This is a genomic window from Klebsiella sp. CN_Kp100 (assembly GCF_040065315.1).
Lineage (GTDB): Bacteria > Pseudomonadota > Gammaproteobacteria > Enterobacterales > Enterobacteriaceae > Klebsiella > Klebsiella oxytoca.
Genome location: NZ_JBEAIJ010000040.1, coordinates 1 through 17,918, shown reverse-complemented (window position 1 = coordinate 17,918; position 17,918 = coordinate 1). Strand labels below are relative to the sequence as shown.

At 55.7% G+C, this 17,918-nt stretch carries 17 protein-coding genes and 1 pseudogene; 12 read left to right on the top strand and 6 right to left on the bottom strand.

Translation table 11 applies throughout. The annotated features are described in order from the left end of the window. The first annotated feature begins 49 nt into the window (after nucleotides 1-49). From ABLV12_RS16370 to ABLV12_RS16325, 10 genes are all read left to right on the top strand, one after another. A complete protein-coding gene (locus ABLV12_RS16370) occupies nucleotides 50-1,237 on the top strand; it encodes an MFS transporter (RefSeq protein ID WP_023320840.1) in 1,188 nt (395 codons plus the stop codon). A gap of 98 nt (nucleotides 1,238-1,335) precedes the next feature. Continuing rightward, on the top strand, nucleotides 1,336-1,680 hold the full coding sequence (locus ABLV12_RS16365) for a DUF1294 domain-containing protein (protein ID WP_016807654.1): 345 nt from the start codon (nucleotides 1,336-1,338) through the stop codon (nucleotides 1,678-1,680). Between the two features lie 100 nt (nucleotides 1,681-1,780). Next, nucleotides 1,781-2,509 (top strand): MerR family transcriptional regulator, encoded by a 729-nt coding sequence (locus tag ABLV12_RS16360; RefSeq protein ID WP_348867163.1) that lies wholly within the window; start codon nucleotides 1,781-1,783, stop codon nucleotides 2,507-2,509. 267 nt (nucleotides 2,510-2,776) lie between these two features. Next, complete coding sequence (locus ABLV12_RS16355) at nucleotides 2,777-3,211, top strand: nuclear transport factor 2 family protein (RefSeq protein WP_023320838.1); 435 nt, start codon at nucleotides 2,777-2,779, stop codon at nucleotides 3,209-3,211. Further along, entirely contained in the window at nucleotides 3,208-3,927 is a 720-nt protein-coding gene (locus ABLV12_RS16350) for an SDR family NAD(P)-dependent oxidoreductase (RefSeq protein ID WP_064349109.1), read from the top strand. The genes ABLV12_RS16355 and ABLV12_RS16350 overlap by 4 nt, the downstream gene beginning before the upstream one ends. Next, complete coding sequence (locus ABLV12_RS16345) at nucleotides 3,924-5,183, top strand: FAD-dependent oxidoreductase (RefSeq protein ID WP_004101531.1); 1,260 nt, start codon at nucleotides 3,924-3,926, stop codon at nucleotides 5,181-5,183. Before ABLV12_RS16350 ends, ABLV12_RS16345 begins: the two co-directional genes overlap by 4 nt. 1 nt (nucleotide 5,184) lies before the next feature. Then, nucleotides 5,185-5,907: a DUF1365 domain-containing protein gene (locus ABLV12_RS16340; protein ID WP_004101529.1), complete on the top strand. Its 723-nt coding sequence runs from the start codon at nucleotides 5,185-5,187 to the stop codon at nucleotides 5,905-5,907. Then, complete coding sequence (locus ABLV12_RS16335) at nucleotides 5,904-7,127, top strand: cyclopropane-fatty-acyl-phospholipid synthase family protein (protein ID WP_348867162.1); 1,224 nt, start codon at nucleotides 5,904-5,906, stop codon at nucleotides 7,125-7,127. Before ABLV12_RS16340 ends, ABLV12_RS16335 begins: the two co-directional genes overlap by 4 nt. Next, complete coding sequence (locus ABLV12_RS16330) at nucleotides 7,124-7,657, top strand: DUF3833 domain-containing protein (protein ID WP_032744894.1); 534 nt, start codon at nucleotides 7,124-7,126, stop codon at nucleotides 7,655-7,657. Before ABLV12_RS16335 ends, ABLV12_RS16330 begins: the two co-directional genes overlap by 4 nt. A gap of 14 nt (nucleotides 7,658-7,671) precedes the next feature. After that, a complete protein-coding gene (locus ABLV12_RS16325; RefSeq protein WP_196090570.1) occupies nucleotides 7,672-8,631 on the top strand; it encodes a DUF523 and DUF1722 domain-containing protein in 960 nt (319 codons plus the stop codon). 64 nt (nucleotides 8,632-8,695) lie between these two features. Here the strand turns inward: ABLV12_RS16325 and ABLV12_RS16320 are convergent. Further along, nucleotides 8,696-9,033, bottom strand: a pseudogene (locus ABLV12_RS16320) (carbohydrate porin); the annotation flags it as partial. Between the two features lie 1,066 nt (nucleotides 9,034-10,099). Here ABLV12_RS16320 and ABLV12_RS16315 point away from each other — a divergent pair. Together ABLV12_RS16315 and ABLV12_RS16310 are read left to right on the top strand one after the other, a co-directional pair. Beyond that, nucleotides 10,100-11,539, top strand: coding sequence for an MFS transporter (locus tag ABLV12_RS16315; RefSeq protein WP_160887467.1), 1,440 nt, complete (start codon nucleotides 10,100-10,102; stop codon nucleotides 11,537-11,539). 55 nt (nucleotides 11,540-11,594) lie between these two features. After that, on the top strand, nucleotides 11,595-13,274 hold the full coding sequence (locus tag ABLV12_RS16310; protein ID WP_142478538.1) for a glycoside hydrolase family 43 protein: 1,680 nt from the start codon (nucleotides 11,595-11,597) through the stop codon (nucleotides 13,272-13,274). Nucleotides 13,275-13,422: 148 nt separating this feature from the next. Here the strand turns inward: ABLV12_RS16310 and tssE are convergent, their stop codons facing one another. The 5 genes from tssE to ABLV12_RS16285 form a co-directional block, all read right to left on the bottom strand. Next, entirely contained in the window at nucleotides 13,423-13,911 is a 489-nt protein-coding gene (tssE, locus tag ABLV12_RS16305; protein ID WP_187326131.1) for a type VI secretion system baseplate subunit TssE, read from the bottom strand. Nucleotides 13,912-13,913: 2 nt separating this feature from the next. After that, nucleotides 13,914-14,453: a type VI secretion system lipoprotein TssJ gene (tssJ, locus tag ABLV12_RS16300; RefSeq protein ID WP_348867161.1), complete on the bottom strand. Its 540-nt coding sequence runs from the start codon at nucleotides 14,451-14,453 to the stop codon at nucleotides 13,914-13,916. Further along, nucleotides 14,431-15,516, bottom strand: coding sequence for a type VI secretion system baseplate subunit TssG (gene tssG, locus ABLV12_RS16295; RefSeq protein ID WP_348867160.1), 1,086 nt, complete (start codon nucleotides 15,514-15,516; stop codon nucleotides 14,431-14,433). The genes tssJ and tssG overlap by 23 nt, the downstream gene beginning before the upstream one ends. Beyond that, nucleotides 15,480-17,240, bottom strand: a complete 1,761-nt coding sequence (tssF, locus tag ABLV12_RS16290) for a type VI secretion system baseplate subunit TssF (RefSeq protein ID WP_348867159.1) — start codon at nucleotides 17,238-17,240, stop codon at nucleotides 15,480-15,482. The genes tssG and tssF overlap by 37 nt, the downstream gene beginning before the upstream one ends. A 172-nt stretch (nucleotides 17,241-17,412) precedes the next feature. Beyond that, nucleotides 17,413-17,595: a hypothetical protein gene (locus ABLV12_RS16285; protein WP_004101508.1), complete on the bottom strand. Its 183-nt coding sequence runs from the start codon at nucleotides 17,593-17,595 to the stop codon at nucleotides 17,413-17,415. Nucleotides 17,596-17,918 lie beyond the last annotated feature (323 nt).

Genomic DNA, 17,918 nt, shown 5'->3' with positions numbered 1-17,918 from the left:
TTGCGGCAGGGCCTGAATCTGGCCGAAAAAATATCCAGAGATGTCCATCATGTCCATATTGAGTCGTAATACACCACACCCTCAACCCCCCGCCCACTGGGGCGGCGTCTTTGCCATGACGCTGTGCGTTTTTGTCCTTATCGCTTCCGAATTTCTGCCGGTCAGCCTGCTGACGCCGATTGCCAGAGAGTTAAATATCACCGAGGGGCTGGCAGGCCAGGGCATTGCGATTTCCGGCGCCCTGGCGGTGCTGACCAGCCTGACCATCTCTGACCTTGCCGGCAGTCTGAATCGTAAATATCTCCTGCTGGGGCTGACGGTGCTGATGGCGGCGTCGGGAATGATTGTTGCCCTCGCCCACAACTATGCGGTTTATATGGCGGGAAGAGCCCTGATTGGCGTCGTTATCGGTGGCTTCTGGTCCATGTCGGCGGCCACCGCTATCAGACTGGTGCCGGCGCACCAGGTTCCCCGTGCGCTGGCGATTTTCAACGGCGGTAACGCGCTGGCAACCGTCGTAGCGGCGCCGCTTGGCAGCTACCTGGGAGCCACCGTCGGCTGGCGCGGCGCTTTTTTCTGCCTCGTGCCGCTGGCGATAGCTGCATTCATCTGGCAGTGCGTCAGCCTGCCAGCGATGGAAAGCGCCACAGCGAGTCGGCCACGCGGTGCTTTGCTTCGTCTGTTCAGCCGCCCCATCGTCGCCATCGGCCTGCTGGCCTGCGGACTTTTCTTTATGGGCCAGTTTGCCTTATTTACCTACGTGCGGCCATTTCTGGAAACGGTAACCCATATCAGCGCCTCAGGTCTGTCACTGATTCTGCTCGCTATCGGCGTCGCGGGTTTTATCGGCACTCTGTGCGTTTCGACGCTCCTCAACGCCCGGTTTTATCAGACCTTAATCACCCTCCCGTTGCTGATGGCGGCGATTGCCGCAACGCTGCTTCTGGTCGGCCACCACGTCTGGCCCGTTGCCGTACTGTTAAGCTTATGGGGAATGCTGGCGACGGCGGCGCCAACCGGCTGGTGGACCTGGATAGCGCGGACCCTGCCCAATGATGCCGAGGCGGGTGGCGGCCTGATGGTCGCCGTCATTCAGCTGTCGATCGCGCTGGGTTCAACTGCTGGAGGTTGGGCATTCGACCGCCTGGGGTGGCAAAGCGCGTTTGGCTTAAGCGGCATTTTGCTGCTTGCCGCGGTGGGTATGACTTTGCTCACCAGCCGTCAACCGGCGAAATAAGCTCACGGAATCCGATACGAGCAGCGGAGTTTTCTCGTCGCGGGTAATGCGTATAATGCGGCTTGCATTCACGCTGAAAAATAACCGCGGCTCATATTATGCATCTCAACCGGTGTTGCTGGCTGCTACTGATCTTCGCAGCGATCGGTAGCTTTTTTACCTCCTGGCCCTTTGCTGTCTGGCTGCTGCTGATTAACGTACTGACGCTGGTGATTTATGGCGTGGATAAAATGGCGGCGCGCAGGGCCTGGCGTAGAGTGCCCGAGGCCACTTTACTGACATTTGGCCTGTTGGGCGGCTGGGCTGGAGCCATAGCGGGCCAAAGGCTGTTCCGCCATAAAACGCAGAAGCAGCCGTTCAGGACCTGGTTCGTCATCAGTACGATGGTCAGCATCGCAGGGATGGCGGCGATTTATGGGTTGTATGCTTTTTCCGCTCACTGAGCGATGGCAACGCTGGCGGCGGGTAAACGGGGCAAGCCATTCAACCCGCCGCTATTCGTAGTATATTATTGAGAGTATTGTTGATTATCAGGTGTACCTTATGACCTACTCCATCGGTGAATTTGCGCAGCTTTGCGGCATTAACGCGACCACGCTTCGCGCCTGGCAGCGTCGCTACGGCCTCCTTAAGCCACAGCGTACCGATGGCGGCCATCGTCTGTACAGCGATGACGATATTCAGCAGGCGCTCAAAATTCTCGACTGGGTCAAAAAAGGGGTGCCGGTCAGCCAGGTCAAGCCCCTGCTGGCCCGTCCCGGCGCGCGACGGACAAATAACTGGCTCACCTTGCAGGAAAGCATGCTGCAGCGACTGAAAGAGGGAAAAATCGAATCACTGCGCCAGCTGATTTACGACGCCGGTCGTGAATATCCCCGCCCCGAGCTGGTCACCGAAGTGCTGCGCCCGCTGCGTAGCCAGGTTTCCGCCAATGTCCCGGCAATCATGACGCTGCGCGAAATCCTCGATGGCATCATTATCGCCTATACCTCCTTTTGCCTCGAAGGGGACAAAAAAGCGCCCGGCGATAACTATCTGATCACCGGCTGGCACCTGACGGACGCCTGCGAAATCTGGCTTGAAGCGCTCAAGCGCACCGGCAAGGGTCACCGCATCGACGTCCTTCCCACCCCTCCCGCAACCCTTGCACCGGAGATCCTGCCAGAACGCAAATGGCTGCTGGTGACGATCGGTAAACTCTCGCCTGCCCGGCAGAGGCAGATTGAACGCTGGCAGCAGCAGGTTGTCTCGCTGGAGATTGTCGCGCTGTAATGGCATGCGCCACACCCCGTGGCGCAGCGAACAGGCCCCTCAGTATCGCCCCAATAAAAATCCCCCTCTCCTTTTTCGTACAACTTTTTCGCACCCGCTCGCAGACGCCTCTTTTCTCGCTAACGCCTCCAGAACCACGCATCAAAGTTTCAATAATAACCACATGATAAATAACAACAATAAAAAATATTTTCACCAAAACTTGGACAAATATTATTAATTGTGTAAGTTTTAACTATGCCACATTGTTTACTCAGGAAGTGACCTATGCGTCCCTCGTCGTCCGCCATCAGTCGTTTTAGCGCGTACTATGCCACGCTTGATACCCAGCCGCCCTCAGCGCTGGCCGAGCTGTACCATGCCCATGCCGTGCTGATCGATCCTTTTGGCCAACATCAGGGACTGGCCGCAATCCAGGATTACCTTTCACACCTGCTGGCTAACGTGGATCACTGCCATTTCACCCTCGATGCCCCGCTCTGCGCCGGTCAACGCTTTGCCGTCGCCTGGACCATGCACTGGTCGCATCCGCGACTTGCCGGCGGAGCGGCGCTAGAGCTTGCGGGATGTTCAACGGTCACCATTGAGGACGAACGCATTATTCATCAGCGTGACTACTACGACGCCGGAGAGATGCTGTATGAACATCTTCCCCTGCTGGGATCGGCGGTGCGCGGCGTCAAGCGGAGGGTGCAGAAATGATGACTGTTCTGATCACCGGCGCCAGCTCCGGCATTGGCGCCGGGCTCGCCAGATCCTTTGCTGCGGATGGTCATCTTGTCATTGCCTGCGGCCGCGATCCGTCTCGTCTGGCGGCGCTACAGCAGCACAGCCCCAACATCCGCGTTCTCTCATTCGATATGACGGACAGGGATGCCTGTCGCCAGACGCTCGCTAACTGCCGCGCCGATTGGGTCATTCTCTGCGCCGGGACCTGCGAATACCTCGATCGCGGCATGGTTGATGCAAGACTGGTTGAAAGAGTCATCACCACCAATTTTCTCGGGCCGGTGAACTGCCTGGCAGCGCTTCAGTCGCAGCTGTCAGCCGGGAATCGCGTGGTGCTGGTGAGCTCGATGGCGCACTGGCTGCCCTTTCCACGGGCCGAGGCCTATGGGGCATCGAAAGCGGCGCTGACCTGGTTTGCCAACAGTCTGCGCCTGGACTGGGAGCCACGAGGGATCGCCGTCACGGTCGTTTCGCCAGGGTTTGTTGATACCCCACTAACGCGTCAGAACGATTTTTCAATGCCTGGACAGGTGAGCGTGGAGCAGGCGGTGAAAGCCATTCGCCGCGGCCTGGCGAAAGGTCACGATCGTATTGCCTTCCCGACTGGCTTTTGTCTGCTTCTGCGCCTGCTGGCCGGGCTTCCTGAAAGTCTTCAACGCAAGCTGTTACGCAGGATGGTACGGTCATGAAAATCGCGATTATTGGCAGCGGGATTGCCGGGCTGACCTGCGCATGGCGTCTTGCCGCGCAACACCAGGTAACCCTGTTCGAAGCTGCATCCACGCCGGGAGGGCACACCGCAACGGTGGATATCGCCACGCCGCAGGGTACGTGGGCCATCGATACCGGATTCATTGTGTATAACGATCGCACCTATCCGCACTTTATCGGCCTGCTGAGCGAGCTGGGGATCCGCGGCCAAAAAACGCAAATGAGCTTTTCGGTCCATAACCCGCAGAGTGGCCTGGAGTATAACGGTCATAGCCTGAGTTCGCTTTTCGCCCAGCGACGCAATCTGCTTAAGCCGGCCTTCTGGGGGCTGCTGAGAGAAATCGTCCGTTTTAATCGGCTGGCGAAGCAGGCTCTGGGAGGCGCGTTCGACCCGGCTGCCACGCTACAGACCTTCCTCGAGCGCCACCGCTTTAGCCCTTTTTTTGCGCGCCACTACATTCTGCCGATGGGGGCCGCTATCTGGTCTTCGTCGCTACAGGAGATGCGTCGCTTCCCGCTGGCGCTGTTCTTACGCTTCTTTGATAATCACGGCCTGCTGGATATCCGCCAGCGTCCGCAGTGGTACGTGGTGCCCGGCGGCTCGCGCGAATACGTCCGCGCCCTGCTTGCCCGGTCTGGCGATCGCCTGAGCCTCCGCCTCAATACGCCGGTGCAAAACGTTATCCGCGGTCAGGATGGCGTGACGTTGCAACTGGCAACGGGAGAGGAGCATTTCGATCAGGCTATCTTCGCCTGCCATTCGGCCGATGCGCTGGCCATGCTGGCGGAACCCACCGTCGCCGAACGCGAGATTCTGGGCGATATCGGCTGGCAGCGCAACGAGGTGGTTCTGCACAGCGATCCCCGCTGGCTGCCGGTGCGTAAGCGCGCCTGGGCCAGCTGGAACTATCGCCTGAGCGAGCAGGATCAGGCCAGCGCCTGCGTCACCTACAACATGAATATTCTTCAGGGCCTGCCTGCCGACGCCCCGCTGTTCTGCGTCACCCTCAATCCGCCGACGCCGGTGGACCCGCGCTTCGTCTGGAAACGTATGGTCTATGAACATCCGTTGTTTAATCCACAAAGCGGGTCGGCTCAGCTGCGGCGCGAGGAGATCAACGGCCGCCAGCGGAGCTGGTTCTGCGGCGCGTACTGGTATAACGGCTTCCATGAAGATGGCGTGCGCAGCGCCCTCGATGTGGTCAACGGCATCGCCGCGACGGAGAATCGCTGAAATGAACAGCTGCCTGTATGAAGGGGTATTACGCCACCGCCGTCTCCAGCCGAAAGCACACCATTTTCGCTATCGCATCTTCATGGCCTGGCTCGATCTGGATGAACTGGACCTGCTCAGTGAAGTGGGTATCCGCCGCAATAGTTTTGCTGCCGCCTCTTTTTACGATGCGGATTACCCGCTGGGTACGCCGCTGAAAGCGCAGGTTCTGAATCGGCTGGAAAGCCTGACCGGCGCGCGTCCGGATGGCCGCGTTATGCTGCTGACCCAGCTGCGCTATCTGGGCTTTCATTTTAACCCGGTCAACTTTTACTACTGCTATGACGGCGCAGGCGCCCTGCGCTGGGTACTGGCAGAAGTGCGCAACACGCCGTGGAATGAACGGCATTACTACGCCGTGGACGGCCAACGGACGCGTCCGCTGGATAAGGCATTTCACGTCTCGCCGTTTAACCCGATGGACATGGTCTATCACTGGCGATTCAACCGGCCCGGTAAAACGCTGCATATGCATATTGAGAACCATCAGACGGCAAAAGTCTTCGATGCCACGCTGGCCCTGAGCCGTGAACCCTTAACCCGGGCCAACCTGCGAGGGCTGCTGCTGCGCATTCCGCTGATGACGCTGAAAACCGTTCTCGCGATTTACTGGCAGGCGCTACGGCTGTGGCTCAAGCGCGTGCCGCTGTACAATCATCCTGTCAGCAGGAGTGAACGCTCATGACCGATCCCGTTTTTGCGCTTGAGCCCGATATCCCGCGCAACGTGCGTATCGCGCGCTGGTTGCTCTTTCGTCTGTTGAGCGGCATTCGTGAAGGCTCGCTCACCGTTCGCGAAGGGGCGCAGACCTTTCACTTTGGCGACCCCGCCGCGACGTTACGCGCCGACGCGCACGTCCTCTCCGCGTGCGTCTACTGGCGCTTACTCACTGGCGGCAGCCTTGCCGCGGCGGAGGCCTGGATGGACGGCGAATGGGAGAGCCAGCAGTTGACGCAGTTGCTGCAGATCCTGGCGCGCAACGGCCAGGTGCTGGGACGGCTGGAGCGCGGCTTCCGGCTACTGGGCAAGCCCGTAGAACGACTGCGCCACTGGACGCGCCGCAACTCGCGCGCGCAGGCGAAGGAGAATATCGCCGCCCATTACGATCTGGGCAACGACTTTTACACCCGCTTTCTTGACGACGAGCTCCTCTACTCCAGCGCGCTGTTTACCGATGACGGTCAGGATCTCACCCAGGCCCAGCGGGCCAAAATGGCGCGCCTGTGCGAGCGTCTGGCGCTTACGCCCGGCGATCATTTGCTGGAGATCGGTACCGGCTGGGGAGCAATGGCCGAATTCGCCGCTCGCCATTACGGCTGTCGGGTCACCACCACCACCCTGTCGCAGGAACAGTTTCAGTGGGCCAAAGCGCGGATTGCCCGCGCCGGGCTTCAGGATCGCGTCGACGTGCTGCTCTGCGATTATCGCGATCTTACCGGCCAGTACGACAAGCTGCTGTCGGTGGAGATGATTGAGGCCGTGGGCCAACGCTATCTGCCGGCTTTTTTCCGCACCTGTCAGGCGCGCTTGCGTCCGGGCGGCAGGATGGCGATCCAGGCAATCACCATCCAGGACCAGCGCTATCGCGGCTACAGCAAAAGCGTGGATTTTATTCAGCGCTATATCTTTCCGGGCGGATTTTTGCCCAGCATTACAGTGATGAACGGACTGATGACGCGCCATACCGATTTTGTGATGCGCGATCTGTTCGATATGGGCCCGGACTACGCCCGTACCCTGGCCCACTGGCGGCAGCGTTTTCTCCACGCCTGGCAGGATATCGAGAAGCTCGGCTTTGATGAACGTTTCCGCCGCATGTGGCTTTATTACTTCGGCTACTGTGAGGCCGGATTTAACGCCCGCACCATCAGCGTCGTGCAGCTCACCGCGGAGCGAACATCATGAAACGCATTTTGACCCTTGGCCTCGCGCTGCTGATGCTGGCGCTGGCGGGCTGCAGCGCCGAAGTGACCGATTATCGACAGCAGCAGCCGGCGCTGGATATCTTCCACTATTTTCAGGGTAAAACCGAAGCATGGGGGATGGTGCAGGATCGCAATGGCAAGCAGCTACGCCGCTTTCATGTTGAGATTGACGGTGAGGTTGTTGGCGACACGCTGACGCTACATGAACGCTTTGTCTACGATGATGGCGAAAAGCAGCAGCGGGTATGGCGCATTCGCCGCACCGGCGACAACCGTTATCAAGGCACCGCTGGCGATATTACCGGCGTGGCGCTTGGCCAGGCATCGGGCAACGCTTTTCACTGGCGCTACAGCATGAACGTAAAAGCCGAGGGTAGCCGCTGGCGACTCGATTTCGACGACTGGATGTTCCTGCAGGACGGCGTGCATCTGTTCAACAAAACGGAGATGAAGAAATTTGGCGTTACCGTCGCCACCGTCACCCTTTTCTTCACCCGGACAGCACAATAAAAGAGGATTATGCCATGAGCACACAACCTGTGATTGGGATCAGCGGATGTTTGACCGGTGCGGCCGTGCGATTCGACGGCGGGCATAAGCGAATGGGATTCGTGATGGATGAGCTGGCGCAATGGGTCGCGTTTAAGCCCGTCTGTCCGGAGATGGCGATCGGCCTGCCCGTTCCCCGGCCTGCGCTGCGGCTGGTCCAAACTCGCGAAGGGGATATCCGCATGCGCTTCACCCATGCTCCGCACGACGACGTAACGGAGAAAATGGCCGATTTTGCCAGCGCCCACCTTACGACGCTGGGCGAACTATCGGGATTTATCGTCTGCGCCAAATCACCGAGCTGCGGTATGGAGCGCGTGCGGCTGTATGATGATAAGGGCAATCGCGGACGTAAAGAAGGCACAGGGTTATTTACCGCCGCGCTGCTGGAGAAATATCCCTGGCTACCGGTAGAAGAGGACGGTCGCCTGCACGATCCGGCGCTGCGTGAGAATTTTGTCGAAAGAGTTTTTGCCCTGCACGAGCTCAACTGCTTGCACAAAAGTGGCCTGACGCGCCGTGGGCTGCTGGATTTCCATAGCCGCTATAAGCTTCAGCTGCTGGCTCACCATCAGGCGGGTTACCGGGAAATTGGCCCGTTCGTTGCCTCGCTGCATGAATGGGAGGATCTGGAGGCTTTCTATGTGGCGTACCGCGACAAATTGATGGCGATCCTGAAAAAGCCCGCCTCGCGTAAAAATCACACCAACGTACTGATGCATATTCAGGGCTATTTCCGTAACCAGCTGAACAGCCGCCAGCGCGGCGAGTTACGCGACGTGATCCTTAACTATCGCTCCGGACTGCTGCCGATCCTCGCACCGCTAACGCTGCTTAAGCACTATCTGGCGGAATACCCGGATCGTTACCTGCAGACGCAGAACTACTTTGATCCCTATCCGCAGGATCTGGCCCTGCGCCTGACGGTGAATTAAGTCTACAGAACCCGCGATCAGGCCGGCGCAGGCCAGCCTGTTCGCGTAGATGCCGACAGACCTGGAACCACGCCTCAAACATCCCGCCGACATTTAACGAATGCAGCCGTTCGACGCTGCTGTCGTTCACTTTGGCGATGTGCTTATTGTCCTCCCGGCCGCCGGGGACGTAGAAGCGCAGCATCGGGCGGCTCTCCGCCCCCATGCCAATGGCGATGTTTTGCGACAGCGTCAGCTTCCAGCCTTGGTTATCGCCGCCCCGATCGTAATCGACGCGCTGATAGCTTGCTTCCAGCCAGGTCGAATGCACATCGTTCCAGAAGTACACTGGCCGCACGATGGCGCCATCGTTTTACGGTTGTCGCTAGTGTCCTTGCCGTTGTCATAGTCGCGGAAGGCCAGCGGCGATAACCGCCATCGTTGATGTAAGTTTTTTATCATTGTCATGTTTATCTCAAGACAGGTTAATTTTATTCAGATAATAACAATCCCATTCCGGGCAGGCAGAATATGCCGCTATCATGAGAGCAATTTAATTTTTATTTTGTCCGGCCACTGAGATTTTTTCACTATTCGGGTTGTCGCACCTCCCTAATAAACGAGTCATCATTAACGCTAATCCGCATAAATCCACCCTAAGGATAATTCGCGGACCAGCAGTGAACTCAGTAACGGCTCTGGCATTTGCGACGGAACGTATATCCTTATTCCAACAGCCCCCAGCTATTTTTCATAGGGTATAAGGAAAACCCTGCAGATATATCCTTACGATTATTGCGGCATATACCCGGCAAGTCTTCATCGGCTGCATAAATGCAAAACAGTATGGGTAAAAACGTTATTGTCCCGGCCCTCTCCTTTTCGACTGCATGCCTTTATTGCAGTGCAAGCGTCCACAAGGCTTGCGGATCGGCCAACCACCCGCCGGCAGTGATGGACGTATTAACCTGCGCTACCGCCAGGAACACCGTAACGACTCGACTGCGACAGCGCCGCGCTGGTGGTAAAAACGCTGACCGTGCCCCTCGCAAAATACCGTTGCATGCTAAACGCCAAAATCAAGGGAAAAGTAAATTAATAATTGTGACACATCCTCTATTCTCCTGCCCGGTCATTGAATTACGTTATTTCACTCAGCGATTAAGAAAAGCCCCAAATGTGAGCCATCTCGCAAATAACAGCTTTATATATATAATACTCGGGGAGCTATCTGGCGTACATTTTATGCAGGAATGCAAGTTGTAAGGGATAAAATGGTGGTTTTAGAAAATTCCAACGCAGGCGGAATAGCATTTTTGTGTAGCGACTCAACATACTCTGGAGTTGCCTTTGCTTTGATGATCACAGAAGTAAAAAAACATAATAAATTAATTTAAAAACGTAATAGATTCTTCGAGATCATTTATGTCAGAAAGTGTTACACATCTACACAACAAGCCGGAGTCTGCTCAGCATGGGTAAAAACATAATGCAAAGTCGCCATGACGAATATCATAAATTAACTCGCGGGGAACGTATTGGTTATGGGATGGGCGACTTTGCTCAAAACCTGGTTTTTGGCACAATTGGCGGTTTTCTTGCTTTGCACATGCTGACGGTTAATACCATCAGTACAGCAACGGCAGGGTTTATATTCCTTTTTGTCCGCATCATCAATGTCTTTTGGGATCCGATGGTGGGAACTTTCGTTGACAAGAGAACATCGAACGCCGGGAAATACCGTCCCTGGCTGCTCAGAGCCGGCGCGCCGCTGGTGATCCTTTCCGCTTTACTTTTTGCCCCGATCCCCGGCGTCCGCGGTTCAGTCCCTTTTGCTTTTATCATCTATCTGGCGCTGGATTTAGTCTATTCGCTCGTGAATATTCCTTATGGTTCACTTAACGCTTCACTGACGCGCGACCCGGAATCGATTGATAAGCTCACCAGTACGCGAATGATGCTGGCCAACAGCGCCAACCTGCTTGTCTATACTCTGTTCCCGATGTTTGTACAAATGGCTTCGCCTAAAGATCGCAGCCTGAAGGACACCGGTTTTTTTGGTATTGAACTCAATCTGGGTAACTATACCGATCCTTCTGCGAACTATGCCTGGTTTGGCGTTTACTCAATTTATATGTTTATTGGCGCGCTGGCGCTTTTCATCTGCTATAAATTCACCAAAGAACGTGTGGTGGCGACAGCGGAACAGACGGCTAACGTCAAAACCACCGATCTTTTTCTTGAGCTCAAACATAATCGCCCGCTGGTTATTCTCGGACTGTTCTTTATGCTGGCCTTTACGTTCATGTTTTTTATGAACACGGTAAATGGCTTTTTCAATCAGTACGTTGTTGGCCATTCAGAATGGATGGGGGCAGTTGGCCTGGTCGCCTCTATTCCGGGCATTGCTTTCCCCATTTTCTGGCCGCGACTCAAGAAAATTTTTGGCAAAAAAGGGTTCTTCCATCTTTTTCTGGCCATGTTCATTGTCGGTGAATTATTAACCTATATTTGGTCGCGCGAGGGTATGCACGATGCGCTGTGGCTTGCTTATATCGCGACATTTATTAAACAGTGGGGCTTAACGTCAGCGACCGGCTTCATGTGGGCGCTGGTGCCGGAAGTGATTGCATATGGCGAACTAAAATCGGGCAAACGAAACGCTGCCATCATTAACGCTATTATGGGGCTCTTTTTTAAGATTGGCTTTACTATCGGCGGCGCGATTCCTCTGTGGTTGCTGGCCGTTTATGGCTTCAATGAAACCGGCGCCCGGCAAAGTGCCAGCGCAATCGAGGGGATTATAATGACCGCAGTTTGGATCCCGATTGCTTTGGCGATTATTTCAATGATCATTATCCAGGTTTATCCCATCTCGGACAAAAACGTGACCGATATCAATCGTCAGCTTGATGAGATACGCGTGTAGTTAAAAATATAAATCTGACGCAGTTGGAACTTTTAAATAAAAAAGGTGTAATGATATGTCTCTTATTCAAAACCCTATTTTACGTGGATTTAATGCCGACCCCAGTATTATCCGTGTTGAGGACACTTACTATATCGCCAACTCTACATTTGAGTGGTTTCCTGGCGTTCGTTTACATGAGTCAAAAGACCTTGAGCACTGGAATCTTCTCCCTGCGCCTTTGTCAACGACCACCCTGCTGGATATGAAAGGCAACCCCTCATCCGGCGGCATTTGGGCGCCGGCGCTCTCCTGGGCCGACGGTCAATTCTGGTTAGTGTATACCGATGTCAAAGTCACCGAAGGCGCCTTTAAAGACATGACTAACTATCTGACCACCGCAACCGATATTCGCGGCCCCTGGAGCGATCCTGTCAAGCTTAACGGCGTGGGTTTTGATGCCTCTCTTTTCCACGATGATGATGGCCGAAAATATATCGTGCAGCAAACCTGGGATCATCGCGAATATCACCACCCTTTTGACGGCATTACGTTAACCGAACTGGATACCAAAACCCTGAAATTAATGCCAGGAACCGCGCGTACCATTTATCGTGGGACTGCCGTTGGCCTCGTTGAAGGGCCGCATCTCTATAAACTCAACGGATATTATTATCTTTTTGCCGCTCAGGGAGGGACCGTATTTACCCACCAGGAAGTGGTTGCCCGCTCAAAAACGCTGGAAGCCTACAGTTTTACCACCGAACCGGGAGACGTCTTCTTAACGAATGTTGATACGCCAGACAGCTATATCCAAAAGCAAGGGCATGGCGCCTTAGTTTCTACCCCAGGAGGCGAATGGTACTATGCCTCGCTCTGCGCTCGTCCGTGGAATCGCCCTGGCGAGTCGGTCTACGATCCTCGCGGCTGGTCAACCCTCGGCAGAGAAACGTCGATCCAAAAAGTGTACTGGGATGAAGATGGCTGGCCGCGTATTGCGGGCGGTCACGGCGGTAAAACATTCGTCGAGGGGCCGAAAGACGCCATTTATACCGAAATTGCAGAGGATCGTAGCCAGCACGACGACTTTACCACGCCGACGCTCGATCCCAACTGGAATACGCTGCGGGTGCCCTTTAGCGAGAAAATGGGTACTACCGGACACGGAAAACTCACCTTAATCGGCCAGGGCTCTTTAGCCAATACGCACGATCTGTCGCTGATTGCCCGCCGCTGGCAAGCCTTTTATTTTGATGCCCAGGTAAAAGTAAAATTTGATCCGTTCAACTACCAGCAAATGGCAGGATTAACGAATTACTATAACGATCGCCACTGGAGCTTTGTGTTTGTTACCTGGAATGAAATTAATGGAAGGGTCATTGAGATAGGGGAAAATAATCGCGGAAAATATACTTCCTATCTGAAAGATAATGCCATTAAGGTGCCAGAGCATGTCGAATATGTCTGGTTGCGCAGCAAAGTCAGGAAGGAAACGTATAGCTATGAATATAGCTTTGATGGCGTCGCGTTCACTGAAATCCCGGTCAGGTTAGATGCCGCTATCCTTTCAGATGACTATGTCTTGCAGAGCTATGGCGGTTTCTTTACCGGAGCGTTTGTTGGCCTTGCGGCAGTCGACTACTCCGGCTATGGCGCCAGCGCTGAGTTTTATCATTTTGATTATCAGGAACTTGGCGATTCGTTAGTTGGTAATGAGGTTTATAGCTGGGAAGCCAGTGAGTTACGTAGTTATTAAACGGCCCGCAGGTCAGGGGTAGCCAAACGTCTCTGCAGGCGGAGCTGGCGCGGCGGACCGCGCCAGCTCGCAAGAAAAGCGTCGATGGCGCGTTTTCATCTTTAACGCGCATCATTCCCCGGCGGGCACGGGCCGTCGCCGGTTCTCATCAAACTTCAGCGTTGGACGAGCTGATGATACCAGCCTGCAAAACCTGGATTGCGGAATGTGCCTCCAGGTAATGCTGCTGCTTCAGATGACGAATAAGCACCCTTCCCTCGGGCATAAATACGGTACCATAACGTACCAGGCCAATACCCCTCAGCTCAGCATCAAGCCCATAGCGCAGCTCGCCCGCCATCGCCTGCGCCAGCAGAACCACCTTCACTTTCTTTAGCCTGGGCTCATATTTAAGCAACACGGTCGACAGGATGCTCATCAGTTCATGGGCCGTCCCTGGCATACCCTGCAGAATTTTAGTCATATCCGGCAGGCCATAATCCGGAAGATGCGCCAGCGTCCCTGCGCGACAGTTAAGAATGCGCTGCATATTATCCAGAACCGACAGAATCACCTGGGTTTCTTCGCTCACCTGGTCCAGTGCAGTCCCTCCGGCAAAATTGCCGTAGAGCATTTCATACAGAGAAGTTCCCCCCATCATCAGTCATCCTTCTTCGGTTGCAGCGTCAGACGATGTTGGCTGGCTTCAATAACGCGCGGTTTGTCCGGATCGAGGTCGTCGCGTCTCAGTACCAGCTTCCAGTCATTCCTCACCATATCCGGCGCCCGAAACAGCCCCACCACCGCGATAAACTGCGTTCTTTCATCCATCGGCATGTCGAGGCTGGCGTCTGCGCCGGGTTTCACCACCAGGCTATGGCTGGCAAGCAGTTCGTTTCCGGCAGCATTATCGCCTTCCGAAGCCAGCTGCTGATAGAGCAATTGATCAAACGCCTTACGGTCCCTGAGCTGGTACACCCATACCATCACCGGCTGGGAGAATGAGGCATTTTCCCGCTCATCGGTGTTCAGCTCTGCCCGGCCAGTCACCTCCAGATGCAGGGTTTTTACCGGTTTATAAAAGACCGATTTCACTACCGATGAGGTGCCGTCGCTAATTTTCTGTGTCAGGCCACACCCCGTCAGCATTAACGGTATAAGTAGTAAGGTAGATCGCTTAATCGAAGTGATACGCAACACGTTGGTTTCCTTGTTGTAAAGTTGCAGACGGCATTCCGTTATAGTTGCCTGGCTCAATAGTAAAAGCGGCGGGGATATCGGGCGGGATCGTTTCCCCCTCCACACCCAGTACTCCCGTCATGCCGAGCATAAAAGGGGAGTCGCCCAGCACCGGCGCAGCCAGTAGCTGAACAGGAACGGTCAGCTGTATCCGCGCCTTATAGCGCCACCCGAGATAGACCCGCAGCAGGACCACAAAGTCCTGATATAGCTGCCCTTCCGGTAACCATCCCTGCGTCTCGGCAATATCATCCGTATACAGCGCAATCAACAGCTGGCTGCTGACCTCTGTCGTTTCATCGCCCAGCACGCTATAGCCATCAAGCAGAAAATCGTCATTGTCGTAAAACCCCAGAGGATGGCTGATGGAAAACGGGCGCGGAGAGTGCGGCGTGACGCGGGCCTGCGTGCGGGGAGCCAGCAGCCGTACCAGCGCCTGCACGCCCTCTTCGGTACGCGCAGGCAGGCGCATGATGCCGAGCAGCGCCAGAAAACGCGACGTCGGAGTGGCGATATGCTTTGCGGTACCCGGTATACCCAGACCGATAAGTCCCAGTAGACTCTGCGAGGTGCTGTCCCTGCCGCCCGCTTCAAACGTCGCCGGGTACGAATATTTTCGCCAGATGCGATAGAACTGCGTCAGAATGCGGTGGTTAAAGATATCGAGAAAGGCCTCCTGCGCTTCGTGCCCTTCCCGCTGTCGGGCGATATCATCGAGCCATGCGGTGGGCAGGGGTGAGTCGACGCCGTAGAGCCCCATAAACGTCGTACGCACCGTCGGCGGCGCATCAGGATGATACTCATCATATTCCACCGCTTTTAGCTCGCTAACCGGGAAGCCCATTCCCGGATGCGGGCGAAAACGTACCGGATCGCTGGTCGGGTTCAGAGTACCGCCCAACGGGGAGGCTTCCGGGTGACGCTTTTCCAGTAACTGGCAGAAGCGGTAGAAGTTAATGCGATGGATTTCCCGCTCCAGCCGGGGGCTCAGCCGGGAATACGGCGGTTGTGGTTCTCCTGCCATTCGAGACGTTCTCCCCCAGGTTGTAGTATCAGAATCAGATGGTTGAACAGATGAATATCGGTATAGAGCGCGAAAAAGCGGTTCAGCATTTCGCCAAACAGGCAGATATCGCCGTGCCCGGCGAAGCCGCTGCTGTCGAGGGTCACCTCAATCTGTACGCCGCGCAGAAAATGGCCCTGCGCAAAACGTTCCACCTCGCTGTGCCTGACATCGACAATCGCCTCCAGGCGGCGGCGATTCATCTCGTTATCGGTCCAGTCATAGAGGGCCAGCGCGCCGCGCAGCACGTCGGCGTTATCCATCATCCACAGGAAGCTGCTGCCGAGATGACTCAGTACTCGCCAGTGAAATCGGTCGCGATCCGGCGGATAGCACGGCAGCGTCGGGGCGCAAAGATTGCGCACCTGGATAGGCGTGGCGGTGGATTTCACCACCGTATCCAGCAGCGCGCTCTGTAGCGCCCGGCGCGGCAGTTGACCATTAGTGCCGGTCAGGCTGAGCGATAGCTTTTCATGCTCAGGTACGCTGTGGTTATCAAACGCCTCGCCGCCGAGCATCAGCCAGGTGTCGTGCAGTCCGGAAGGACCGGGCTTCACCCGCGTATGATAGTAATATTCCGGCGCATCATGGCGCAGCATGCCCCCTTTGTGACGGAAGCTGGTAAAGGGCACATACGTCTGATGGCCGGAATGGCGCGAGGAAGTGACCGAATCCACGGAATAAATCTCGGTATGCCCATCCTGGATACGCATCGGGCGCAGCAGATATTCGGTCTGCAACGAGTCCAGGTGCAGCGGATCGGACTCCAGAGGGAACAGATTAATCACCGGCGCGCAATGCAGGCGCAGATTTTTCTCCGACAGCGCATATTCGTGCGGCCACTGTTTCTCCAGCACGATATCAATTTCAAACCACGCCAGAACCTCAGGGAAATTCACATTTTCCAGGCCGCGCAGCGACACCGACATAAATTTTTCCCGGAAGGAAAAATACTCCAGCAACAGCTGATAACCGCTGAAGCTGCCGCTCTCCGGCAGTAGCGCCTCATCCTGACTGAAACCGCAGACGGCAAAACGGGCATCCAGCGGCCAGCGTTCGGCATTGCCGGGGAGGCGAACATACGTTTTCGCCACCCGGAGCGTCAGCGCCTCATGCAGAGCGCAGGCCAGCGGCGCATCGGCATTCAGATACAGCGGGACGCGGCTTACATCGATGCGGCTCCAGTCTGCCAGCGAGCTGCACTCAAAGCGCAGGCGGATAAGCGAGCGCCCGTCCGCTTCCGTCGACATCCCCGCCCGGACAAGCGACATGGGGAGCAGGGTCAACGGTTGCGTAGTGGTGTAATGGCAACGGGTGCGCTTTTCGCCAATAGGCTGCGAAAGTATGCCAAAGCCCTTTTCTATGCGTAGAGGTTCTTTCAGTTCATGCCAGTCCGCGGTGAATTCGACAATGGAGAGCGAAGGAATGGTACGCAGGTAATGTGGCCAGATCATGCTGACCAGACCGCCGGTCAGTTCCGGCAGATCGTCGTCGAGTTTTTCCCGCAGGCGGCCCATCAGAAAGGCGAAGCCTTCAAACAGGCGTTCCACATACGGGTCGCGCGCGCCCGCTTTGTCGAGATTTAAGGCCGCTGCCCGGTCAGGATGGGCGCGGGCGAATTCTTCACCTGCTTCACGCAGGTAACGCATTTCGGCGTCAAAATAACGCAGAGTTAAGTCATCCATAGAATTTTATGCTGTGCCTTGTAGCAACGTGAACGCGTTTTGTTAAAAGCGCGGGAAGGAAGAACGATCTGATACACCTTTAGCAGCATCACAGCTCATAGGTATCGTTCATCATTGAGGCGATAAACCGAACCGGGCCAGGACAGGAACTTTTATTGTGCAACGTTCCGGCCTACCCCAGGCCATCAAGACTGTCTCCAGGAATAGAGCCAGCGATCGTGTATATGCCCGGATGTTGACCACCCGTTACCCGGTCTATTTCACGCGCAACCGGTACGCCCAGAATAGTGAACCGGCAGATAAATCCGCCGCAGGTAGTTCTGTCAACGCGAATCAAGTCACTCCCTTTCGCCATTGCGCTCTCCTTAATGGGTCGATATTCAGATTACTGACGCACTACCCGCCGTTCTGAGCGATAAGACAGATCTCAGTACGCCAGGTAACAATTCTCTCTCCGGCCGTAACCGGATTTGTTCTGCTTCGCCGCGTCCCGTCTCCGACACAATAGCTTCATACGAGGGGGGGCATTTCCAGCCACGCCGAAGAGGTCTTAAGACCGTCAAATATCGTCGCGGCTGGCCGCCGCCAGGTTCATTATTCACTCACCTTCCCCGCGTCATATTCCTCTTCATCCGTGCGGCCGGCTGCCGGGACACCGGCGCTGAATATCTGCGCCGG